Source organism: Streptomyces sp. GC420 (assembly GCF_009916105.1).
GTDB lineage: Bacteria > Actinomycetota > Actinomycetes > Streptomycetales > Streptomycetaceae > Streptomyces.
Genome location: NZ_JAAAXQ010000005.1, coordinates 19,416 through 41,446 on the forward strand (window position 1 = coordinate 19,416; position 22,031 = coordinate 41,446).

Consider the following 22,031-nt stretch of genomic DNA (forward strand, 5'->3'; position numbering starts at 1 on the left):
CCCCGGCGCGAACCGGAGGGGACTTCGAGGGCGGTGGGGAACAACTGTGCCGTCAGCTGTCCTGCAGCAGTCCCAGAACGTTGCCGTCCAGGTCGGTGACGGTGGCCACCCGGCGGCCGCCGCCGACCTCCTTCACGGGGCTCGCCACCGTGGCGCCCGCGGCGGTCACCTCGGCGATCTTCGCCTCGATGTCGGGCACGTGCCAGTAGGCGACCTGCGACGTCATGTCCTGGGCTCCCGCCGGCACCAGCCCGATGTGCTGACCCGCGAAGTCGAAGCCGACGTAGAAGTCCGAGTCGGTCTGCGGCTCGATGCCGAGCAGGGCGACGTACACCTTCTTGGCCGCCGCCACGTCCGCCACCGGATGCAGCACGGTCTTGATTCCCTGGATGGCCGAGTCAGCCATTCTCACTCCCGGGGGTTGGGATTTCGTCGCGCCATGCTAAGGAAATTTGCGGACGCATTGCATCTCGGCGTCTTTTCGCTCAAGTGGTTTTCGAGACGGTCTTGAGCGGGGCCTCCGAGGCCCGTGCCAGGCTGCGAGCGCGCTGAATTCAGGAGGGGAATCAGGTGAAAAAGCTCGCATTGGTCACATCGGTGATCGTGGCCGGTTTGGTGGGTTCGGCCGTCACCCCGGCCGCGTCGGCGAAGGAGGCGGCCGTCCCGGCCGCCGGCAGCGTCGACTGGTCGCCGTGTCCGGACAACGACCCGGTCCTCGGCAACATGCTCAAGGACCTCGAGTGCGGCTCGGTGCGGGTGCCGCTCGACCACGCCGACCCCGGCGGCAGGAAGATCAGCCTGGCGCTGACCCGGGCCACGCACACCGCCCCCGACAGCGAGTACCGGGGCGCCGTGGTGCTCAACCGCGGCCAGTGGCCCGGCGGCATCGGCCGTGACCTGCCCGTCCGGTACGCCCAGGGCACGACCGGGCTGGCCAGGGACGTCGGCGCCGCCTACGACTGGATCGGCTTCGACCCGCGCGGCGTCGGCGCCAGCGAACCGGCCGTCGTCTGCGACAGCGACTACGTCTACCCCGGGCACGCGCAGCCGGACCCCGTGCCCGGCACGCCCGCCGCCGAGCAGGAGTGGGTGGACCGGGCCCGCGCGTACGCCGAGAGCTGCGGCGACGCGTACGGCGACACGCTCGAGCACCTCGGCACCGAGGACGCCGCGCGCGACCTCGACCGGATCCGGATCGCGCTCGGCCAGGAGAGGATCACCTACTTCGGCACCGACTGGGGCACCTACCTCGGCTCGGTCTACGCCTCGATGTATCCCCACCGGGTGAACCGGATGGTGCTGGACAGCGTGGTGCGTCCCAGCGGCGTGGGGTACCGCAACAACCTCGACAAGAACGTGACGTCCGAGCACAACGCCGGGATCTTCTTCGCCTGGGTCGCCGAGTACGACGACGTCTACCACCTGGGCACGACCGCGGCCGAGGTCGAGGCGAACTACTACAGGGGACAGGACGCGCTCCGCGCGGCGCCCCTGGACGGCGAGATCGGCCCCTCCGAGTGGGCGGACGTCTTCGAGCCGGTCGTCTACCGCAGCTGGACCTGGATCTCCCGCGCGAAGGTGCTCTCCGACTGGGTGGTGCGCAACGACCCGGCGTCACTGCGCGCCGGCTACTCCGCTCCCGGCTTCCCGCACCAGAACAGGCACGCGATGACCAACGCGGTCAACTGCGTCGACGGCCCCTGGCCGCGGGACTGGGACCGGTGGCACACCGACTACTCCCGCCACCACGACGCGGGAAACCGGTTCCTGACCTGGACCAACGCCTGGTACGGCGCGCCCTGCGCCTTCTGGCCGGTGCCCGCGCAGAAGCCGAAGAAGGTCGGCAACGGCACGGTCGACGTCCTGCTGGTGCAGCCGGAGTTCGACACCGCGCACGGTGTCGCCGGCGCCGTGGAGACGCACGCGCTGTTCCGCAACTCCCGGCTCGTCCTGGAGAAGGGCGGCCACAACGTCGGCGCGGCGCTGTCGGCGAACAACAACCCCTGCCTCAACGACTACGTCGGCGACTACCTCAGGGACGGCACCCGTCCCGCCTCCCGCAAGGGGGCCGACGCCACCTGCCAGGCGTCCGCGGACCCGGTCCCGGCGCCCTGATCCGCCACGCGACGGGCCCCGCACGGTCATCGTGCGGGGCCCGTCGCCTTCCCGGGGTCAGCGCGGCGCGCCCACCGGGCCGGCCCGGCGGGCGGCGACCATCTCCTCCAGGGTGCGCGCCAGTTCGTTGGGGGCGGGCATGGCCAGCATCTCCCGGCGCAGCCGCCGGGCGTTCGCCCGGACGGCCGTGTCCCCCAGCAGGCGGACGAGTGCGGCGCGGACCGCGGGCCCGTCCGCCTCGGAGGGTCTCATGGAGAGCCCCGCGCCCGCCCGGTCGAGGCACTGGAACTTCAGCGGAGCGTCGAACGCCTGGCCGATCAGCAGCTGGGGCACCCCGTAGCGCAGCGCGCAGCCGAAGGACCAGGTGCCGCCGTGATGCACCACGGCCGAGCAGGTCGGCAGCACCTCGGAGAGCGGAACGGACTCCACGACGCGGGTGTTGGCCGGCACCTCGCGCAGTTCCCGCCGGGAGTCCGGCGGCAGGGTCAGGACCAGCTCCATCTCCAGGCCCGCGACCGAGTCGAGGATCTCCTGGATGCGTTCCACGGGCAGCAGGAGCCGTACCGGCCCGTCGTTCACCGAGTCGCCGAACGTCATCAGGACCCGGGGCGCGCGCGGCGGCGCGGCGAGCCACCGCGGCACGACGGCCGGCCCGTTGTAGGGAACGAACTGCACGGGAAGCGTGGTGGGCCGGGGGTCGGGCCGGAACGCCTCGGGGAGCGGGGCGATGGTGAACTGCCCGTTGACCAGGTCCTCGGAGAACCCGCAGCCGTACCTCCCGGCCCAGCCCGCCAGCCAGTCACCCAGTGCGTCGACGCGCTCCCGCGGCGGCCGCAGCGCCTTGGCGTGCAGGAAGTCCTCCCGCATGCGCGTGTAGACGTCGACGGAGTACAGCACCCGGGCGTGCGCCGCCCCGACCGCGGCGGCGGCCACCGCACCCGCGAACGCCTTCGCCCCCCAGAGCACCAGATCCGGCCGCCACTGCCGGGCGAACGCGACCAGGTCCTCCATCATCGGGTCGTTGAACCGCCGCGCCTGCGGCAGCACGAGGTCGTCGAAGACCCCGGTGACCTGCTCCCAGCCCAGCCGCTCGCGATCCGGCCGTACGTCGAACAGCGGGCCGAGCCCGTCCCGGGGCGACCTGCCCGCGGCCGCGGCGCGGGCCGGCCCGCGCCGGTCCCGTCCCTCGCGCACCTGGGGCGTCTCGCCCGGACCGACGCCCAGGCCCGTCAGCCCGGCTCCGGTGACGGCGTCGAGGAGGTCCGGCCACCCGGCCACGCGTACCTCGTGCCCGGCCGTCTGCAGCGACCACGCCAGCGGAACCAGATTGTAAAGATGAGTCTTCCAGGGAAACGGCACGACGAGAACTCGCACGACGCACTCCATTCGAATCGCGGGCGGTGGAATTCACGGGCGAATGCCACACTTTCCGGCCTTCCCGGCATGAACAGGTGTTCCGCCCTGGGTCTCTCCCTGTTTACCGGTACCTGTCCGCCGGAAGGCGCCGCAGCCGACTTCACCAGGACGGTGGCCTTTGAACCCGCCGTTCAACCGCCGACCCGCCGCGGTTGAACAAGCAGACCGGCTCGGTCAACAACACGGAAAAACAGTGGACTTGACAGAGCCGAGCACTCAACGGGACCGTCGATGTCCTCGGTTGCCGATGCTTCCCGAGGAGGTGAAACAGATGAAGACGCTTCGCCAGTGGAACGCACTGCGCTCGCAGCGCAAGGGCGGTGTCCGCCCGGCCGGTACGCACTTCAAGTGGGCGGCCTGATCGGGTCGATCTCTTAGTCTGTGGAGGGCCATATGGCCCTCCACAGACTGGGTTTCGGGCCTCAGAAATCTCCAACCATGGCAATCGAGGTGGGAACAGTGCACCGATGGAGTTACGAGCGCTTTGCCGTCGAGCAGAAGATTTTGAGCGGGCTGGTGGATCGTTTCCTGGCCCTCGAGATATGGCAGAAATCGCGCGATCCGCTGACCGACGGGGAACGCGCCGAACTGCGTGAGACGATCGCGGGGCTCCGGCATCCCAGGGTCGTCGAAGAACTCTGTGCGCTGGCGGCGACCCACCCCCGTGCGGATATCCGCCTGTCGGTGCTCGAGGGGGTCGAGCCGTTCCTGGCCACCCATCCCGCGGCACGGGAGTTCCTGGTCTGGCTGCTCGGCGACGACGAGGACTTCATCGTGTTCTCCGCCGCGAGGATCGCCGGCCGGCATCGCATCGGCGAGGCCTACGAAGAGCTGGTGCACATCACCGGACCGGCCGAGGCCGGCCTGTTCCGCAGCACCAAACCGGTAGGCATCGGCGCCGCCGTCGTGGCCAAGGCGATGGACCGGATACTGGGTGCCGAGGACCGTGCGGCCCGGCTGGAGCTCGAGCGGGAGCACGCCAGGACCGGGCAGCTGCCGCCGGGAACCGCACTGGGCGAGCACTGGGACTACGACCCGGAGGGTCTGCCACGTCCCGTCCCCGACGGCATGGTGCACATTCCGGCGTCGGAGTTCGTCGTCGGAATCGGCATGAACGACGTCGTCCATCCGCTGTACGACGTGGACGACGCGGTCCCCGGGCAAACCCGCTACCTGCCCGACTTCCTGATCGACCGGTACCCGGTGACCAACCGGCAGTACGACCGGTGGGCGGACAGCCCACCGGCCGCCGAGCACGCGCTCTGCCACCCCGACGAGCCCGAGGGCAAGGAGCACCGCCGCGGAATCATCGGCGATGCCCGGTTCGGCCCCGACCACCCCGCGACCGGTGTCGACTGGTTCGACGCCTACGCCTACCTCGCTCACCTCGGGAAACGGCTGCCCACCGAGCTGGAGTGGGAAAAGGCCGCACGTGGCGAGGACGGAGCCCGCTATCCGTGGGGTGACGACTTCGACCCGGACGCCCTGCGGTGGTTCGGCGCGTCCTTCGGCACGCCGCAGAGCCTGGAGCACTGGCGCGACACCCTGAGCACCTTCGACGAGCGTACTCCCGAGGTCACCACCGTCCCGGTCGGCACCCACCCCAGGAACGTCAGCTCTTACGGGGTCGCGGATCTGGTGGGGAACTGCTGGGAGTGGACGGACACCAACTTCTTCACCCGCGACCGGATGAAGCCGATGATCTCCGGCAGGCCCCGTACCGAATGGGCGACGGCCGAGGAGACCTCGGTGGTCATCCGGGGCGGCGCCTGGACCTCCATGCGGGAGCAGGTCACGACGTACTTCCGCGGCAAGGATCTCTTCACGGACCGGCACAACGAGATCGGATTCCGAGGAGTGATCCGGTGAGTTCGCCGCAGCGCATCCCGCGGTTCCGGTACGACGGCACGGTGACGGCGGAACAACGCGCCTTCTACGAGCAGTACGGGTTCGTGATCTACCGCGGTGTGTTCGACGCGCAGGACGTGGAGATCATCCAACGCGATGCCCAACGCCTGGAGCGCGACACGCTCGAGGGGAAAGTACCGGCCGAGCACCGCGACCGGGTGATCAAGCCGTCGTACGACGAGGAGGGCCGGGCGACCCTGCACCGGCTGCCCTATTTCACGCTGCACTGCGCGAACACCCGGGACCTGATCGAGCGACGGAAGCTGGACGCGCTCGGCCCCGGTCTGCTGGGACGGCCGACATGGCGGTTCGAGGACGCCATCGACGGAGCCGTGTGGCAGATGAAACGGGGCAGGCGAAGCTCCTACAGCGCGCTGGACTGGCACCTCGACTTCCCGCACGACCTCCCGGTGACTCCGCTGGTGAACGTGGGCATCTACCTGGACGCCGCCACCATCCGGAACGGCTGCCTGGTCCTCGTGCCCGGATCCCACCGCTATCCGCCGCGGCGGCTGGAGGCCGTGGGACTTCCCCTCGAGGCCGAGGCGGGCGACGTCATCTGCCACACCTACAACATCCTCCACCGTTCCGGGCCGGTGCTGGACGAAACCAGCCGGGCGACGCTGTACGTGTACTACTCCGCGGGACAGAAGCCCTCGGCGGGCACGGCGTACAGCCACCGGGCGGGCGAGGATTTCGCGAAAATGATCACCGGAGCGGAGGCCGGCACGCGATGACCGCCACCGAGCAGTTCTCCCCCGAGCCTCCCACCCCGGAAGTTCCCCTCGAGGTCATGCAGATCGCCGGCTGGACCGAGGGGACGGCGGCGGAACGCGACGCCCTGCTCGGCGGCTATCTGCGCACACTGGAACGGCTCACCGACCCGCGACTGCTTGAGGAATGCCTGGCGGTCGGCCTGCTGCACGACACGCCCGAGATACGCCGCCAGGCCCTCACGGCCGCCGTCGGGCTCAGCCCGGAACTGGCGGCCGAGGCCGTCGGATGGGCGCTGGCCGACCCGGACGAGACCGTGCGGGGGCCCGCACTCGCGTCCCTGGCCGGGACCCCGGCCCTGCGGTCCGCGGGCGGCCCGTCGGCCCTCGGCGCCCTGCTGGCCGTACTCGGCCGGTCACCCGACCAGATCGCCGCGGGCGTCGGCAACTATGTGACGGTGGCGGACGCGCACGCACTCGCCTCGGCACGGACGCTGCTCGCCGACACGGCACTGGCCGGCACGGTCCTGGGCGACCTGCCCGTCCCGCTGTCGGCCGACCGGCTGCCCAGCCGGCTCTCCCTGGACGGGATGCGGCACGTCCCGTCCGGACGGCTGCGCCGCGGGACACGCCCCGGCCAGGAACGCTCCTGGGGCGACCCGGCCGAGCCGGCGGTGGACGAGGTCGTGGTGGAAGGGTTCTACCTGGACACCTGGCCGGTCACCAACGACGAGTACGACGCGTTCGTCGCCGACGTCGGTGCACACGGCCACCTGTGGTGCCATCCGGACGAGCCGAGGAACACCGATCACACACGCTCCACCGCCGACGATCCGCGCTGCGCCGGTGACCACCCCGTGACCGGGGTCAGCTGGTACGACGCGGTCGCCTACGCCGACTGGTGCGGCAAGAGGCTGCCCACCGAGGACGAATGGGAGCGGGCAGCGCGGGGCGACGACCACCGTCGTCACCCGTGGGGCGCGCAGTTCCGGCCGGACCGGGTGCGGGGCCTGCACTCGGTACTCGCGTGGGACGGTGACACCGACCTGGACCGCCAGGCGTGGCTGCGCCGGCTCGCGGACCTGCGCGTCGCCGAGCCGCCCGCGCTGACCGGCCCGGTGAACGACCTGCCCGGCAACGAATCTCCCTTCGGAGTGCGGGACATGTGCGGCAACGTATGGGAGTGGACGTCCACCCGGTTCCTGGACGGCCTCCCGCTCCGGCCGCGCTTCGGCACGATGGACCCGGGCGACCTGTGGGGCGAGTGGTCGGCCGAGGTCAGCGTGCGCGGCGGGGCGTGGAGTTCACCTCCCGCGCTGCTCACCGCGGTGAGCCGGGCGGGAAAGACGCTGGTGACCAGAAGTCCGGAGATCGGGTTCCGCTGCGCGGTGAGCGAATCCGAGGCGCCGGAGTGACGACCGGAGCACGGCGGATCCAGCGGGTGCTGCCCGAGGGCTACACCCGCTGTCTCGCCAACCCCGACTTCCGCCGGCTGCAGCCCGGCTTCCTGGTCTCCTTTCTCGGCGACGGCATGAGCTTCGTCGGTGTGGCGTGGCTGGCCGTCGAACTGGCCGCTCCGGCCGACCGGTCCCTCGTGGTGGGGCTGGCCGTCGCCGCCTACAGCCTCCCCGCCGCGATCGGCTCGCTCACGCTGGGACGCTGGCTGAGCGGGCGCAACGCCAGGAGCCTGATCCTGCTGAACTCGCTCCTGCGCGGAGCCGTGTTCGCACTGATCCCGGCCTTGTACTGGACGGGGCTGCTGGACGTCACGACCTACATCGCCCTGCTCGCGGTCTCCTCCGTCCTGCATGCCTGGGGGATCGCCGGCCGGCAGACGTTCGTCGCCGAGACCCTGCCGGCCGAGGACCGGCTGGCCGGCCACTCGCTGGTGGGCAGCCAGGAGCAGTTGTCGTTCATCACCGGACCGCCGCTGGCCGGTCTGGTGTCGGCCGCGTTCGGGCCGGCCGCGGTGCTGGCCGGTGACGCGGTCAGCTATCTCTACCTCGCCCTCGTGACGGCCCGGGTACGCGGCGACAGCACCGTCGGCCGCCGTCCTGCGGTCCCGTTGCGGCGCAGCGGCAGGACCCTCGCCCGCCACCCGGAGCTGATGGGCCTGCTCGCGCTCACGTTCGTGTTCTACCTGCTTTACGGGCCGATCGAGGTGGCGGTCCCGGTTTTCGTGGCCGAGCGGATGGGCGGAGACCCCACCGTGCTGGGGTGGATCTGGGGCGCGTTCGGCGTCGGCGCGGTGATCGGGGCCCTGGCCGCCGGAACGCTGCGGCGGCTCCCGCTGTGGCCGACTGCGCTGGCCGTCGTGGCCGGTTGGGGTCTGGCGATCCTCCCCTTCGCACAGTTCGGTACGCTCGCCGCGGGAATCGCGGGCTTCGGCCTCGGCGGGCTGATCTACGCGCCCTACGGGCCGGTGACGATCACCCTGCTGCAGCGGAAGGCGCCCGTCGATGAGCTGGTCAGCCTCAGCGCCTTCCGCAGCGCGATCCTGGTGATCGCGACTCCGCTGGGCGCGGTGCTCGGCGGGCCCCTGGTCGGCGCGCTCGGGGCGGCGGGCACGATTCGGCTGTCCGGCCTGACCACCGTCGGCCTCGCCGTCCTGGGCGCGGTCGTGATCCTGCTGGTACGGCTGCACCGGCACCGCGGGGCGCCGCAGGAACCCCCGGTGCCCGGCAAGCGGCACGTCGATCAGACCTGAGCAGCCTCCAGCAGGCCCCGCACCACGCCGAGCGGCACCCGGCCGGGGCACGCCTCCTCACCACTGCACCGGCGCGGCGCGTCCCCGCACAGTGCACCCGTCCTCGACCGGGACCGAACAGACCCATGCCAGGCTGCGAGGACAGCGCACCGGCGCCGCGACCTCGACATCGTCATTCTCAGCGCCAGGGACAAGGAGCGGTGATGAAACTCGGGCAGGACGAGATGCGAAGCCGGTTCGAGCGGGAGCGAGTCGTCCGGGTGGCCACGGTCGACGAGCGCGGGCGCGCCCATGTGGTGCCGGTCATATTCGTGGTCGACGGCGACACCTTCTACTCACCGACCGACAAGCCGAAGAGCCGGAATCCGCGGCCCAAGCGGCTGCGCAACCTGGACCACGACCCACGGGTCACGGTCCTGGCCGACGTCTACGACGAGGACTGGCTGAACGCGTGGTGGGTACGGCTGCGCGGCACCGGCCGGGTGGTCGACGAGAGCCCGGAGCGCACGCATGCGCTCGGCCTGCTGGACCGGAAGTACGGGCAGTTCGACGGCCCCCGGTACCTCGAGGACGGCGGACCGGTGCTGGCGGTCGACGTCAAGGACTGGCTCGGCTGGGCGTTCAGCGATCGATCCGCGGAAGCCGGCCGGCGGCGGCCCTGGCACAACCGGCCCTGGCACAACCGGCCGTGGCGGCGGTCCCGGTGACCGGCGTGCGGTGCTCGTAGAGTTCGCGCCGGCCACCGGCCGCCGTCGGCGGTCTCGCGGAGTCCACCCGTCCTTGACCGGAGTTGGACAGACCCTTGCCATGCTGCGAGCAGTATCAAGCCCGGCAAATACGGCAGTTCCCGCTCCCGATACGCAACGCCGGTGCGGGTCTGTCTGTCACCTTCCGAAAGGACGAACATGGGATCAGTCGAGGTTCCGGTCCTGATCGTGGGCGGCGGCGGATGTGGTTTGTCCGCCTCCGTTTTCCTGTCCGACCAGGGCGTCGATCATCTGCTGGTGGAACGGCACCCGGACACATCGAGGGTTCCGAAGGCGCACTATCTCAACCAGCGCACGATGGAGATCTTCCGCCAGCACGGAATCGCCGGGGACGTGCTCGCGCAGGCGGCGCCGCTGGAGAAGTTCGGCAAGGTGCGCTGGCAGACCACGCTCGCGGGCGACGGGCCGCTGGACCGGCGCCTGATCCACGAGATGGACGCCTTCGGCGGCGGTGAGCTGCGCGAGAGCTACGCCGCGGCCGGGCCCGTCCTGCCCGCCAAGCTGCCGCAGATGTGGCTGGAGCCGATCCTGCGCCGCCACGCGGAGGAGCGCAATCCCGGGCGGATCCTCTTCCACCACGAGGTGACCGCCTTCCGCGACGAGGGCGACCACGTCGTCGCCGAGGTGCGCAACGCGGAGACCGGCGAGACCACCACGGTCACCTCGCAGTACCTCATCGGCGCCGACGGCGGCCGCATGGTCGGAGCCGCGGCCGGCATCGAGATGCAGGGCCCGCCCGGACTGGTCAACACCACGACCGCGTACTTCTCCGCCGATCTGTCCCAGTGGTGGCAGGAGGGCACGCTCATCACGCACTTCCTCAGCCCCGAGGACCCCGACCTGTCCAGCAACCTCATCGAGATGGGGCCGAGCTGGGGCAAGGACTGCGAGCAGTGGGGCCTGCACTTCGCCCCCGGCCCGCCCGGACGCTGGGACGAGGAGACGGTCGTCCCCCGGATCCGCGAACTCCTGCGCCTGCCCGACCTGGAAGTGACCGTGCACAAGGTGACGGACTGGATCGTGCACGCGCACCTCGCCGACCGCTACCGGGCCGGCCGGGTGCTGATCGCCGGTGACGCCGCACACCGCCAGCCCCCCGCCGTCGGACTCGGCCTCAACACCGGCATCCAGGACGTGCACAACCTCGCGTGGAAGCTGGCCGCCGTGCTCGGCGGCCGCGCGGCCGACAGCCTGATCGACACCTACGAGGCCGAACGCCGGCCCGTGGGCCGGGAGAACGTCGACTGGGCGGTGTCCGCCGCCACCCACCACCAGGCGGTCATCGACGCCATCGGCGCCGGCCACAACATCCCGGCGGGGCGCCGCAAGCAGCGGCTCGAGGCGTACTTCGACCCGTCCCCGCTCGGCGACACCGTGCGGGCACGCGCCCTGGAGATCTTCCACACCCACCGCGCGGGATGCCAGTCGCTCGACATGGAGATCGGCTTCTCCTACGAGGACGGCGCGCTCGTCCCGGACGGCAGCGCGCGCCCGGCCCGCGTCCCCATGCGCGACGAGCACCGGCCGACGACCCGCCCCGGGCACCGGCTGCCGCACGCCTGGATCACCCGGGACGGCCGGCGCCTGTCCACTCTCGACCTCACCGGCAGGAACGGCTTCACGCTGATCACGGGCCCGGAGGGGACGCCGTGGTGCGAGGCGGCCGCGCGGGTGGCGGAGAAGTTCTCGGTCCGGATCGCCGCGGCCCGCATCGGCGCCGGCGCCGAGTACGCCGACGTGGACGGCGGGTGGGAGGCCGTCCGGGAGATCACCGGCGCCGGCGCGGTCCTGGTGCGTCCCGACCAGCACGTCGCCTGGCGCGGCACGGGCGCAGGCGAGGACCCGGAGCAGGTTCTGGCGGAGGTGTTCGCCGCTCTGCTGGATCGCTGACCGCGCGAGGGGAAACGAGAAGTGGCCGTGCCCGACGACCGGGCACGGCCACTTCCGTGTTCTCGGGGACCCCTCAGGCTCCGACCGCCACCGAACCGGCCGCGGTGTTCTCCCTCACCCAGGCGAGGACCTGGTCGGCGGCCTTGCGCGCGGAGGCCATGCACACACCGACGCCCACACCGTCGTACAGGGCGCCGCACACCGCGAGCCCGGGCTGGGCGGCCACCGCCTCACGGATGCGCCGCACCCGCTCCAGGTGGCCGACGGTGTACTGCGGCAGGGCGTCCTCCCACCGGCTCACCCGGGTCGCCACCGGGACGCCGCTCACGCCGGTGGCCTCGGCCAGCTCGGCCGCCGCCAGCGCGACGAGATCGGCGTCGTCGCGCCGCAGCAGGTGCTCCTCGCCCAATCGCCCGATCGAGCAGCGGACGATCTCCACCTCGCCCGCCAGGTGCGGCCACTTCACGGTCGTGAACGTGACCTCCTTGACCGCCTTCCCCTCCACCGCGGGCACCCGGTACCCGGCGTAGCCGCGGCCGGAGAGCCCGCCGGGGAACGCCGCGCGGGGGTAGGCGAGCGTGACCATCGCCACGCTCGAGTACGGCACCCCGGCGAGCGCCGCCACGGCGGAGGCGGTCCCGGGGACCCCGGCGAGCAGGTCGCTCGCGGGGCCGGCCGGAACGGCCACGACGACGGCGTCCGCGTCGATGTACTCCGGGCCGGTGACCGGGCCCACGGTCACCCGCCAGCCGCCCGCGCCGCGCGTGAGCCCCGTGACGGGGGCGCCGGTGCGCACGGACGCGTCCGGCGCGGCCGCCAGCACCTCCCGCACGAGCACGGGGGGCAGCGAGCCGAACCCGCCGTCGAGGGTCGCGACGCTCACGGGCGGCGGCTTCTCCCCCTCCGCGAGCCGGGGCGTCAGCGAACCCGCCGCGTCCGCGAGCGAGACGTGCGCGCGGGACGCCTTGGCCAGCGGCGTCAGCGTCGCCTCGAACGACAGGTCCTCGGCACGGCCGGAGAACACACCGGCGAGGAACGGATCGACGAGGCGGTCCACGACCTCCTGGCCCAGGCGCCCGGCGACATAGGACGCGACCGAGACGTCGCCGTCCCGGTCGAACGCCGGCAGCACCAGGTCCTGCCGTGCCCGGTCCAGTCCCGCCGCGGACAGCACACCGGACCTGCCGAGGTCGTCCATGTCGCAGGGCACGCCCATGAACTGGCGGTCGGGCTGCTGCCGGATCCCGCCCCCGGTCCAGATCGCCGAGGCGGTGACGCCCGCCGACATGATCCGGTCGCCGAGCCCGGCGTCCTTGATCAGCCCGGTGGTCCTGCGCCGGTTGGCGTACAGCGACTCGGCACCCTCGTCGACCGCGACCCCCGCCACCTCGGAGACCGACAGCTTCCCGCCGAGCCGGGACGATCCCTCCAGGACCGTCACCCGGACCGGCTCGTTGCGGAGATGGAACGCCGCCGCCAGTCCCGCGATACCACCCCCGATGATGACCACATGGCGCTTTCCACTCACCCGATCCCGTTCGGTGCCAGCCATTCCACCAGATCCTTCGCGGTTAGTGCCGTAGAGGCCGCCTCGTCGACGGCGCCCGGCGTCAAGACAGGTCCTGGCAGTCTGGCCGGGGGCCCCGGCCCCCCGGTCGAGAGTGCCTAGAGGGCCGGTGGCCGGTGCCGAACCAGCGCTCGAGGGCCTGGGTGAGGTCGTCGGTGCTGCCGGGGGAGGTCCAGGCGACGTAGCCGTCGGGGCGGACGAGGACCGCGTCGAGTGCGGGGTCGTGGCCGGTGGTCCAGGTTGCGGTGATGACGTCGATCCGGTCGGTGTGGTGCCGGGCGGGGTGTCCGGTGGCGTCGTCGGTGGTGATGAGCAGGCCGTGTCCGGTGTGCAGGAGGTCGGCGACGCGGGTGCGGGTGCCGTCGGGCAGGGTGAGTCCGCGCTCGGGCGGCATGCGCCGGCCGAGCAGCGGGTGGTCGCCCTTGCCCAGGTCGTAGCGGACACCGAGATTGCTCAGCATCCCGGCGACGTACTCGGCGGCGTCCTTGTGGGCCAGCAGCTCACCCATGACCTCGCGGACCGGATCCATGTCCTCCCCGGTCAGCCGCAGTTCGATCGCCGCACGGGCGTTGCGCGCCAACTGCTCGCCCACGGGGTGGCGTTCGGCGTGGTAGGTGTCCAGCAGGCCCTCCGGGGCCCAGCCCCTGACCGCCGCCGCCAGCTTCCAGCCGAGGTTTACCGCGTCCTGGACACCCACGCTCAGCCCCTGCGCCATGGCCGGGGGCTGCACGTGCGCGGCGTCGCCCGCCAGGAACACCCGGCCGCGCCGGTACTCGGCGGCGGCCCGTGAGGCGTCGGTGAAGCAGCTGATCCAGCGGCACTGTCCGTGGTGGATGGACTCGCCGGTGAGCCGCTGCCAGGCGTCGGCGAGGTCGCAGTAGGTGAGGGAGGCGCGATCGCGCGGCGGCGTCCCGGCCTCGTGGACGACGACCCGGGTGACGCCGTTCTCCAGGTCCATCGCCATGACCATGCTGCCGCCCGGCAGGTTCTCGCCGATGCGCCGCCTGCGTGTGTCGATCCCGGTGACGTCGGCCGTGAGGAAGCCGCGCCGGCCGTCGGAGCCGGGGAAGCCGATTCCGGCGAGTTTACGCACGGTGCTGCGCCCGCCGTCGCAGCCGACCAGGTAGGCGGCGCTCTCCTCGGCGGGGCCGCCGGGGCCGTCTACGGTCACCACGACACCGTCGGCGCTCTGGCGGAAAGCGGTCACCCGGTAGCCGCGCAGGATCGGCACGCCGAGCCCGCTCACCCAGTCCTCCAGCATCCGCTCGGTGCGGAACTGGGGGACCCCCCGGTGCCCGTGGTGGTCCTCCGCCAGCAGCGCCAGGTCGATCGGCACCCCGCCGAAGTGGCTGTCGGCGGGCTCGGTGCCGCCGAGCCTGCCGAGCAGGCCCCGCTGGTCGAAGCACTCGGCGGCGCGTTTGGTGAAGCTCGCGCCGCGCGACTCCCGGGGCGGGGCGGGGAGCCTCTCGTAGACGGCGACGTCCACGCCGCCGAGCTTGAGTTCGCCCGCCGTCATCAGCCCGACCGGGCCCGCGCCCACGACGATGACATCCCTGGCCATGTGTTCGTTCCTCTCCGATCGACGGCGCCGGGCTCACCGGCCGGCGGACTGCGGGACGCGGCCGGTGCCGAACCAGCGCTCGAGGGCCTGGGTGAGGTCGTCGGTGCTGCCGGGGGAGGTCCAGGCGACGTAGCCGTCGGGGCGGACGAGGACCGCGTCGAGTGCGGGGTCGTGGCCGGTGGTCCAGGTTGCGGTGATGACGTCGATCCGGTCGGTGTGGTGCCGGGCGGGGTGTCCGGTGGCGTCGCCGGTGGTGATGAGCAGGCCGTGTCCGGTGTGCAGGAGGTCGGCGACGCGGGTGCGGGTGCCGTCGGGCAGGGTGAGTCCGCGCTCGGGCGGCATGCGCCGGCCGAGCAGCGGGTGGTCGCCCTTGCCCAGGTCGTAGCGGACACCGAGGCCGCTGACGATCCCGGCCACGTACTCGGCGGTGTCCTTGTGGGCCAGCAGCTCACCGATGACCTCGCGGACCGGATCCATGGCGTCCTCGCCGAGGTAGAGCTTCGATGCCGCACGGGCGTTGCGGATCAGCTCCCGCCCCACCGGGTGGCGTTCGGCGTGGTAGGTGTCCAGCAGGCCCTCCGGGGCCCAGCCCCTGACCGCCGCCGCCAGCTTCCAGCCGAGGTTCACCGCGTCCTGCAGTCCGGCGCTGAGCCCCCACGCGGCCAGCGGCGGGATCTCGTGCGCGGCGTCGCCCGCCAGGAACACCCGGCCGCGCCGGTACTCCCCGGCCAGCGCGGCGGCGTTGCCGCAGGCCCACACCCACTGGGGTTCCGCGTGGTCGATCGACTCGCCGGTGAGCCGCCGCCACGCGTCGGCGACCTGCGCGAACGTCAGCGCACCCGGGACCGGGCGGGCGGGCAGGCCCGGGTCGTGGACGACCACGCGCCAGCGGCCCTCGCCCAGCGGGGTGCACACCACCATGCTGCCGCCGGGAAGACGCTCGCCGATGGGCCGCGGGCGCAGGGTGACACCGGTGATCTCCGCGGTGTACATGCCCCGGGTGGCCTCCTGGCAGGGAGCCGGGATTCCGGCCAGCGCACGCACCGTGCTGCCCGCGCCGTCGCAGCCGGCCACGTACGCGGCGGTCTCCTCGCCGGGCCCGCCGGGACCGGCGAAGGAGACCACGACGCCCTCCGGGGTCTCGCGCAGCCCCGTCACCTCGCGGCCGCGGCGCACCGGCACGCCGAGCTCGGCCAGCCAGCCGCTCAGCGCCTCCTCGGTCCTGGCCTGGGACAGGCCCAGCACCCCGCTGTGGTCCTCGTCGAGCATGCCGAGGTCGAAACGGACACCGCCGAAGTGCCCCATCGGGCCCCACCGGAACCCGCCCAGGCGGGAGAGCAGCCCGCGCTGGCCCAGTGACTCGGCGGCCCGCCGGTTGAAGCCCAGCGCCCGGGACTCCCCGGTCGCGGCGGGCAGCTTGTCGTAGACGACCACGTCCGCTCCGCCCAGGCGGAGTTCCCCGGCCAGCATCAGGCCGACCGGCCCCGCACCGACCACAATGACGTCAGTTGTTTTCATTTCATAAGGCCCTCTGCGCTGTGGCAATAGTTGGCCATGGTGAAGCTACTCAGCACGATGTCCGGCCGCAACGAGTTGAAATTCGCGAGCGCCGGGGGAAGCGTTCGACCGGTGAATCGGCATCCTTGAACGCGGCAGTGAACACTTGAACGCGCAGTCCGCACCGCAGCAATATCGGAGGTGCCTTCGGGTTTCGCTTCTCCCCGAGGTGAATGCGCGCACAATCAGCCCCAGGAAAATCGGCGCGCCCGAAAAGCGGAACCCCCCATCACGAAGGGAAGCAGACGTGACGGTCGAGAGGATCGCGCTCATCACGGGTGCCAACAAGGGCATCGGTCTCGCCACCGCGCGGCAACTCGGTGAGCGCGGGATCACCGTCATCGTCGGCGCGCGGGACGAGGTGCTCGGCAAGCAGGCCGCCGACGCGCTGGCCGCCGACGGCATCGCCGCGACGCCGCTCCGGCTCGACGTGACGGACCCGGCTTCCGTGGCCGGGGCCGCCCGCGAGATCGAACGGCGGCACGGACGCCTGGACATCCTGGTGAACAACGCCGGCACCGCGGGCGGCTTCACCGGCACGCCCGGCGAGGCGACCGCCGCCGACCTGCGGGAGGTCTACGAGACCAACGTCTTCGGCACGGTCACCGTGACCCGCGCGATGCTGCCGCTGCTGCGCCGCTCCCCGGCCGGCCGCGTCGTCAACCTGTCCAGCCACGCCGGGTCGCTGACCCTGAACTCGGATCCGGGCTCCCCGCTGGCGGGCGTCAACATGATCGCCTACCAGTCCTCCAAGACCGCGCTGAACGCGGTCACGGTCGCGTACGCGAAAGAGCTGCGCGGGACCCCGGTCAAGGTCAACGCCGCCCTCCCCGGGGTGGTGGCCACGGACATCAACCACCACCGCGGGCACCGGACCCCCGCCGAAGGGGCCGCGATCGTGGTCCGGCTCGCCCTGCTGGACGAGTCCGGCCCGTCCGGCGCGTGCCTGGCGGACGAGGGCCCCGTCCCGTGGTAGCCGGAACGCCCCCACGGGGAGGAGGCCGCGCCGCGCGGCCGACCACGCGGCCGCTCGCGGCCGTCACATCCGATCGCACCTGCCGGCCGGGACCCCGGCCGGCAAGAGACATGGAGACAGACAGTGGCGCTTGAAGGAACGATCCTGGTGCTGGGCGGGACCGGCCGGCAGGGCGGGGCGGTGGCCCGCGAACTGCTGCGGCGCGGGCACACCGTGCACGCCCTGGTCCGCGACCCGGCCAAGGCCGAGGCGAGGGCGCTGAAGGAGGCGGGCGCGGTCCTCGTCCGCGGTGACATGGACGACGCGGCGTCGCTGGCGGCGGCGATGAAGGACGTGCACGGGGTGTTCAGCGTCCAGACCTTCCGCGGACCCGGCGGGGTCGAGGCCGAGGAGCGGCAGGGCAGGGCGGTGGCCGACGCCGCGGTCCGGGCCGGGGTGAGGCACTTCGTCTACAGCTCGGTCGGCGGCGCGGACCGGGACACCCGGGTCCCGCACTTCGAGAGCAAGCTCAGGATCGAGCGGTACCTGCGGACACTCGACCTGCCGACGACGGTGCTGCGGCCGGTCATGTTCCACGACATCCTCCTCGACATCGCCCCGCGCCCGGTGCAGGGCGAACTCGTCCTGGCCATGTGGCTGGACCCCAAGACCCCGGTGCAGCTCATCGCGACCAGCGACATCGGAGTGTTCTCCGCGGACGCCTTCGAGAACCCGGACGCCTGGCTCGGCCGGGTGGTCGAGATCGCCGGTGACGCGCTGACCGGACCGCAGATGGCCGCGGCGTTCGAGGCCGCCTCCGGCGTCCCGACCCGCTTCCGGCAGCTGCCCATCGAGCCGCTGCGCGCCGCCCGCCCCGACCTCGCCAACATGTTCGACTGGTTCGAACGAGACGGTTACCGCGCCGACCTGGCCGAACTCCGCCGCAACAGGCCGGGCCTGGTCACCCTGGAGGCCTGGCTGCGCGACAACTGGACCGCCCCCGTGGCCGGGTCGCCGCGCTGACCGCGGATCTCAGGTGAAGACCGGCCCCTGGACGCGGGTGCGCTTGAGCTCGAAGAACCCGTCGGTCCCCGCCACGGCGAGCACACCGTCCCAGAGCCTCGTCGCGGCCTCGCCGCGCGGGGCCGGGGTGACCACCGGGCCGAAGAACGCCACGTCCCCCACGGCGACGACAGGCGTTCCCACGTCGGTGCCGACGCGGCCGATGCCCTCGTGGTGCGAGGCGCGCACCGCGCCGTCGTACGCGTCGGACCCGGCAGCCTCGGCAAGGCGGGGATCGAGGCCCGCGGCGGCCAGGGCCGCCGCGTAGGTGGACCGCTCCTTGGGCGCCTTCTCGAGGTGGAACCGGGTACCGAGCTCCGTGTACAGCCGCCCCAGCACCTGCCGGCCGTACTCCCGCTCGGCGGCGGCGCAGACCCGCACCGGCTCCAGCCGCACCGCCAGGTCCCGGTGCCAGCGCTCGGGCAGGCCGGCGCGCCCCTCGTTGAGCACGGTCAGGCTCATCAGGTGCCAGCGCAGTTCGAGGGGCCGTTGCCGTGCGACCTCCAGGATCCAGCGGGAGGTCAGCCACGCCCAGGGGCAGGTCGGGTCGAACCAGAAATCCACCGGGGTCGGGGTACCGTGCCGCACCGGGGCCTCCTCGATGTGTCCGTGGGATCGCGATCAGCGCTGTCCGCCGGATCACCCCGGTATTTCGGGGTCCGGAGCCGGAACAATGTGACAAGGAGAGCCGGATTACCGGTGGAGCAGCGCTCGAATTGGCCTGTTCAACCGCTCAAATTCCCCGGTTGAACGTTCGGCGGGCAATTGCGTCAATACCTGGGTTGCGGGTTCGAGAAGCGCCTGCCTATCGTCTGCAATCCACGAAAAGAGGCACTCTGAAAGGAACGGCATGCCCGTGCTGCCCGAGGTTCGTGACCAGTCCGACTCGTACGCGCTGCTCCATCTCATTCAGGGTGCTGTGATCACCCAGGCGATTTCCGTCGCGGCCAGGCTCGGCATCGCGGACGTCCTCGCCGCCGGCCCGCTGCCCGTCGAGGACATCGCCAAGAGGGTCGGATCCGACCCCGGGGCGACCCACCGGCTCCTGCGCACGCTCTCCGGCCACGGGGTGTTCGAGGTCCGCCCGGACGGCCGGGTCGGGCACACGCCGCTGTCCGACAAGCTCCGTGAGGACGTACCGGACTCGATGCGCGGCTTCGCCCTGCTGATGAACCACCCCGTGCTGTGGGAGGAGTGGGGGCATCTGTTCAGCACCGTGGAGACCGGCGAGCCCAACCTGCCGAAGCTCCGCGGCATGGGCGCGCTGGACTTCTTCCACGCGAACCCCGGCTACGCGAGCGTGTTCTTCAGGGCGTTCGGCGAACTCTCGGCGTCGGAGACCGACCCGATCCTGGCCGCCTACGACTTCTCCCGCTTCGGCACGGTCGTGGACGTCATCGCCGGCCGCGGCAACCTCCTGGCCGGCATCCTCGAGCAGGCGCCCGCGGTCAAGGGCGTGCTGTACGACTCCGAGGTCGCGACCGTGGACTCGCCCGCGCTCTTCGAGGCGGCCGGAGTGGCGGACCGGCTCACGATCGAGCACGGCGGCTACCTCGACAAGCTGCCGGCGGGCGGGGACGCCTACCTGTTCAAGCACATCATCCACGACTTCTCCGAGGCCGACGCCGTCACGGCCCTGCGCAACGCGCGCGAGGCGATCGCCCCCGGCGGCAAGCTGCTCGTCATCGAGTACGTGATCCCGGAGAACAACGAGAAGCACCTCGGCCACACCATCGACCTCTGGCTGATGCTGATGCTCGGCGCCCGGGAGCGCACGCTCGCCGAGTACACCGAACTGTTCGCCAAGGCCGGCTTCGAGCTCACCAGGGCCGTCCCCACCAGCGCGCCGATCTCGGTCATCGAGGCGATCCCGGTCTGACACCCGGCGGGCGAAGCCGGCGCGGCGCCCCCGCCACAGGACGGCCCGCCGCCCGCCCGCGGCCGCGGTGGACCGCGCGAGTCCGCCACAGGCAATCGGCACAGCACATTCCCCCGGTGATTCACACACGCTCATCGCACAGGAGAAGACCCGATGATTCCACGGATGGACAACCCTTCCCTGGTCGTTCCCGGCGCCCTGCAGCCCCTGCTCGACCTGACCGAGGTCATCGGCAAGGTCGGCGTGCCGCAGACGACCCTCGACCTCGTCCGGCTGCGCGTCAGCGAGATCAACGGCCGTGCCTACACGTTCCCGGAGGAGACGGGGAAGGCGGACGAGCGCCTCCCGCTGGTGGCCGCCTGGCGGACCGAGTCCTGCTTCGACGGGGCCGAGCGCTCCGCGCTGGAGATGGCCGAGGCCATCACCTTGATGACCGACCCGCAGGACATGGCGCCGGACGAGATCTGGGAGAAGGCCGCCCAGTACTACAACGACGAGCAGCTCGGCGCCCTCGTCATGCACATCGGCCTGGTCAACTTCTGGAACCGGGTGAACGTCGCCACCCGCCAGGAACCCGCGGCCTGGCGCTGAGGAAGGGGACGGCACCGTGCTGAAACTCATCAACGCCGGCCTGGGCAGGACCGGCACGACATCCCTGAAGGTGGCCCTGGACCGGCTCGGTCTCGGCCCCTCCTTCCACATGTTCGACATCGTGGGCGACGCCAAGCGGCTCGAGCAGTGGGAGAAGATCGTCTGCGACGGACAGCGCCCCGACTGGGCGGCGGTGTTCGACGGTTACCGCTCCGCGGTGGACGGCCCCTGCGCCGTCCACTACCGGCGGATCAGCGAGGCGTTCCCCGAGGCCAGGGTGATCCTCACGGTCCGCGACGCCGAGAGCTGGTACCGGAGCACCCACGACACGCTGTACCAGTTCGCCCTCCGCAGCATGCAGAACCCGCCGGAGCCCGGATCCCCGCAGGCCCGGCTGTTCCGCATCACCAGCACCATGGTCTGGGACGGCCTGTTCGGCGGCCGGTTCTCCGACAAGGACCACGCCATCGAGGTCTACCACCGGCACAACGAGGAGGTCGTGCGCGCCATGGGCGCGGACAACGTCCTCGTCTACGACGTGGAGCAGGGATGGGAGCCGCTGTGCGCCTTCCTCGGCGCCGACGTCCCCCGGGAGGAGTTCCCGCACGCCAACGACAGCGCGTCCATGCGCCGGCGGATCGCCCGTGCGGCCGGAGCCGGGCCGGTCTCCACCGGCTGAGACAACGAGGAGCATTCGGTGCTGATCTCGGAAATGACGATCCCCGGCGCGTACCGCGTCGAACCCGAGCCCCTGAGCGACCGCCGGGGGTATTTCTTCGAATCGGTGAAGGCCAGCGCCCTGCTGGCCGACAGCGGCTGGGACTTCACGGTCCGCCAGGTCAACTTCTCGGTGTCCAGGCGGAACACCCTCCGGGGCATTCACGGCACCAAGGTGCCGCCCGGGCAGGCGAAGTTCGTCACGTGCGTGCGGGGCAGCGCGCTCGACGTCGCCGTCGACATCCGTGTGGGCTCGCCGACGTTCGGCCACTACGACGTCACCTACCAGAGCCCGGAGACGGGGACGGCCGTCTACCTGCCCGACGGGGTCGGCCATGCGTTCCTCGCCCTGACGGACGACACGTGCATGAGCTACCTCTGCTCCCAGGAGTACGTGCCGGGAACCATGATCGATGTCGACGCTCTCGACCCGGACCTCGCACTGCCGTGGGGGCTGGAGGAACCGCCGATCCGCTCGGACAAGGACGCCGCGGCCCCCACCCTGGCCGAGGCGGCGGCCGCCGGCCTCCTGCCCACCTACGGCCAGTGCCCGCCGCGCCGGCTCCCCGTGCTGCTGAACGGTCCGGCCGGGCGTCGCGGCGGATGACCGCGGCCCGGGTCCCGCC

Annotated in this window: 19 protein-coding genes; 13 read left to right on the forward strand and 6 right to left on the reverse strand. The window is 71.9% G+C overall.

All coding sequences use genetic code 11. The features are described 5' to 3' along the window. Window positions 1-52: 52 nt before the first annotated feature. Window positions 53-406, reverse strand: a complete 354-nt coding sequence (locus tag GUY61_RS01495) for a VOC family protein (RefSeq protein WP_166628188.1) — start codon at window positions 404-406, stop codon at window positions 53-55. A gap of 164 nt (window positions 407-570) precedes the next feature. Between GUY61_RS01495 and GUY61_RS01500 the strand changes: the two genes are divergently transcribed. After that, window positions 571-2,115 carry an alpha/beta fold hydrolase gene (locus GUY61_RS01500; protein ID WP_166628189.1) on the forward strand — a complete coding sequence of 515 codons (1,545 nt, stop codon included), beginning with the start codon at window positions 571-573 and terminating at the stop codon, window positions 2,113-2,115. 57 nt (window positions 2,116-2,172) lie between these two features. Here GUY61_RS01500 and GUY61_RS41435 read toward each other — a convergent pair whose 3' ends face one another. Beyond that, window positions 2,173-3,489: a nucleotide disphospho-sugar-binding domain-containing protein gene (locus GUY61_RS41435; protein WP_166628190.1), complete on the reverse strand. Its 1,317-nt coding sequence runs from the start codon at window positions 3,487-3,489 to the stop codon at window positions 2,173-2,175. Between the two features lie 480 nt (window positions 3,490-3,969). Here GUY61_RS41435 and GUY61_RS01510 point away from each other — a divergent pair, with 480 nt between their 5' ends. The 6 genes from GUY61_RS01510 (at window position 3,970) to GUY61_RS01535 (ending at window position 11,516) form a co-directional block, all read left to right on the forward strand. Further along, window positions 3,970-5,400 (forward strand): SUMF1/EgtB/PvdO family nonheme iron enzyme, encoded by a 1,431-nt coding sequence (locus tag GUY61_RS01510; RefSeq protein WP_166628191.1) that lies wholly within the window; start codon window positions 3,970-3,972, stop codon window positions 5,398-5,400. Next, the gene (locus GUY61_RS01515; protein ID WP_166628192.1) at window positions 5,397-6,176 is read left to right on the forward strand and encodes a phytanoyl-CoA dioxygenase family protein; all 780 of its coding nucleotides are present in this window, start codon (window positions 5,397-5,399) and stop codon (window positions 6,174-6,176) included. The genes GUY61_RS01510 and GUY61_RS01515 overlap by 4 nt, the downstream gene beginning before the upstream one ends. After that, on the forward strand, window positions 6,173-7,567 hold the full coding sequence (locus tag GUY61_RS01520; protein ID WP_166628193.1) for an SUMF1/EgtB/PvdO family nonheme iron enzyme: 1,395 nt from the start codon (window positions 6,173-6,175) through the stop codon (window positions 7,565-7,567). The genes GUY61_RS01515 and GUY61_RS01520 overlap by 4 nt, the downstream gene beginning before the upstream one ends. Then, window positions 7,564-8,859 (forward strand): MFS transporter, encoded by a 1,296-nt coding sequence (locus tag GUY61_RS01525; RefSeq protein WP_166628194.1) that lies wholly within the window; start codon window positions 7,564-7,566, stop codon window positions 8,857-8,859. Before GUY61_RS01520 ends, GUY61_RS01525 begins: the two co-directional genes overlap by 4 nt. A gap of 203 nt (window positions 8,860-9,062) precedes the next feature. Beyond that, the gene (locus GUY61_RS01530; protein ID WP_166628195.1) at window positions 9,063-9,566 is read left to right on the forward strand and encodes a pyridoxamine 5'-phosphate oxidase family protein; all 504 of its coding nucleotides are present in this window, start codon (window positions 9,063-9,065) and stop codon (window positions 9,564-9,566) included. Between the two features lie 198 nt (window positions 9,567-9,764). Further along, the gene (locus GUY61_RS01535; RefSeq protein WP_166628196.1) at window positions 9,765-11,516 is read left to right on the forward strand and encodes an FAD-dependent monooxygenase; all 1,752 of its coding nucleotides are present in this window, start codon (window positions 9,765-9,767) and stop codon (window positions 11,514-11,516) included. 73 nt (window positions 11,517-11,589) lie between these two features. Here GUY61_RS01535 and hemG read toward each other — a convergent pair whose 3' ends face one another. Genes hemG through GUY61_RS01550 form a run of 3 tightly spaced genes read right to left on the reverse strand, consistent with a single transcriptional unit; the run spans window position 11,590 to window position 16,162 of the window. Beyond that, window positions 11,590-13,068: a protoporphyrinogen oxidase gene (gene hemG / locus GUY61_RS01540; protein WP_166628197.1), complete on the reverse strand. Its 1,479-nt coding sequence runs from the start codon at window positions 13,066-13,068 to the stop codon at window positions 11,590-11,592. A gap of 58 nt (window positions 13,069-13,126) precedes the next feature. Continuing rightward, window positions 13,127-14,644 carry an FAD-dependent monooxygenase gene (locus tag GUY61_RS01545; RefSeq protein ID WP_166628198.1) on the reverse strand — a complete coding sequence of 506 codons (1,518 nt, stop codon included), beginning with the start codon at window positions 14,642-14,644 and terminating at the stop codon, window positions 13,127-13,129. 33 nt (window positions 14,645-14,677) lie between these two features. Then, a complete protein-coding gene (locus GUY61_RS01550; RefSeq protein WP_166628199.1) occupies window positions 14,678-16,162 on the reverse strand; it encodes an FAD-dependent monooxygenase in 1,485 nt (494 codons plus the stop codon). Window positions 16,163-16,448: 286 nt separating this feature from the next. On the opposite strand from GUY61_RS01550, the gene GUY61_RS01555 reads away from it, so the two are divergent. Then, window positions 16,449-17,177, forward strand: coding sequence for an SDR family oxidoreductase (locus GUY61_RS01555; protein WP_166628200.1), 729 nt, complete (start codon window positions 16,449-16,451; stop codon window positions 17,175-17,177). A 123-nt stretch (window positions 17,178-17,300) separates the two neighbouring features. Then, a complete protein-coding gene (locus GUY61_RS01560; RefSeq protein ID WP_166628201.1) occupies window positions 17,301-18,179 on the forward strand; it encodes an NmrA/HSCARG family protein in 879 nt (292 codons plus the stop codon). Window positions 18,180-18,188: 9 nt separating this feature from the next. On the opposite strand, the gene GUY61_RS01565 is transcribed toward GUY61_RS01560, so the two are convergent. Next, a complete protein-coding gene (locus GUY61_RS01565) occupies window positions 18,189-18,806 on the reverse strand; it encodes a DsbA family protein (protein ID WP_166628202.1) in 618 nt (205 codons plus the stop codon). Between the two features lie 262 nt (window positions 18,807-19,068). Between GUY61_RS01565 and GUY61_RS01570 the strand changes: the two genes are divergently transcribed. From GUY61_RS01570 to GUY61_RS01585, 4 genes are all read left to right on the forward strand, one after another. Beyond that, on the forward strand, window positions 19,069-20,097 hold the full coding sequence (locus GUY61_RS01570; protein ID WP_166628203.1) for a methyltransferase: 1,029 nt from the start codon (window positions 19,069-19,071) through the stop codon (window positions 20,095-20,097). 165 nt (window positions 20,098-20,262) lie between these two features. After that, on the forward strand, window positions 20,263-20,688 hold the full coding sequence (locus tag GUY61_RS01575; RefSeq protein ID WP_243766091.1) for a carboxymuconolactone decarboxylase family protein: 426 nt from the start codon (window positions 20,263-20,265) through the stop codon (window positions 20,686-20,688). A 16-nt stretch (window positions 20,689-20,704) separates the two neighbouring features. After that, entirely contained in the window at window positions 20,705-21,367 is a 663-nt protein-coding gene (locus tag GUY61_RS01580; RefSeq protein ID WP_166628205.1) for a sulfotransferase, read from the forward strand. Window positions 21,368-21,385: 18 nt separating this feature from the next. Beyond that, window positions 21,386-22,012 carry a dTDP-4-dehydrorhamnose 3,5-epimerase family protein gene (locus GUY61_RS01585; RefSeq protein WP_166628206.1) on the forward strand — a complete coding sequence of 209 codons (627 nt, stop codon included), beginning with the start codon at window positions 21,386-21,388 and terminating at the stop codon, window positions 22,010-22,012. The last annotated feature ends 19 nt before the right edge of the window (window positions 22,013-22,031 follow it).

What these genes read in the sequence shown, in the direction of transcription:
- GUY61_RS01570 (WP_166628203.1), top strand. Translation starts at nt 19,069, where the DNA reads ATGCCCGTGCTGCCCGAGGTTCGTGACCAGTCCGACTCGTACGCGCTG.
- GUY61_RS01535 (WP_166628196.1), top strand. Translation starts at nt 9,765, where the DNA reads ATGGGATCAGTCGAGGTTCCGGTCCTGATCGTGGGCGGCGGCGGATGT.
- GUY61_RS01510 (WP_166628191.1), top strand. Translation starts at nt 3,970, where the DNA reads ATGGCAATCGAGGTGGGAACAGTGCACCGATGGAGTTACGAGCGCTTT.
- GUY61_RS01575 (WP_243766091.1), top strand. Translation starts at nt 20,263, where the DNA reads ATGGACAACCCTTCCCTGGTCGTTCCCGGCGCCCTGCAGCCCCTGCTC.
- GUY61_RS01550 (WP_166628199.1), bottom strand. Translation starts at nt 16,162, where the DNA reads ATGAAAACAACTGACGTCATTGTGGTCGGTGCGGGGCCGGTCGGCCTG.
- GUY61_RS01545 (WP_166628198.1), bottom strand. Translation starts at nt 14,644, where the DNA reads ATGGCCAGGGATGTCATCGTCGTGGGCGCGGGCCCGGTCGGGCTGATG.
- GUY61_RS01495 (WP_166628188.1), bottom strand. Translation starts at nt 406, where the DNA reads ATGGCTGACTCGGCCATCCAGGGAATCAAGACCGTGCTGCATCCGGTG.
- hemG (WP_166628197.1), bottom strand. Translation starts at nt 13,068, where the DNA reads ATGGCTGGCACCGAACGGGATCGGGTGAGTGGAAAGCGCCATGTGGTC.
- GUY61_RS01520 (WP_166628193.1), top strand. Translation starts at nt 6,173, where the DNA reads ATGACCGCCACCGAGCAGTTCTCCCCCGAGCCTCCCACCCCGGAAGTT.
- GUY61_RS01530 (WP_166628195.1), top strand. Translation starts at nt 9,063, where the DNA reads ATGAAACTCGGGCAGGACGAGATGCGAAGCCGGTTCGAGCGGGAGCGA.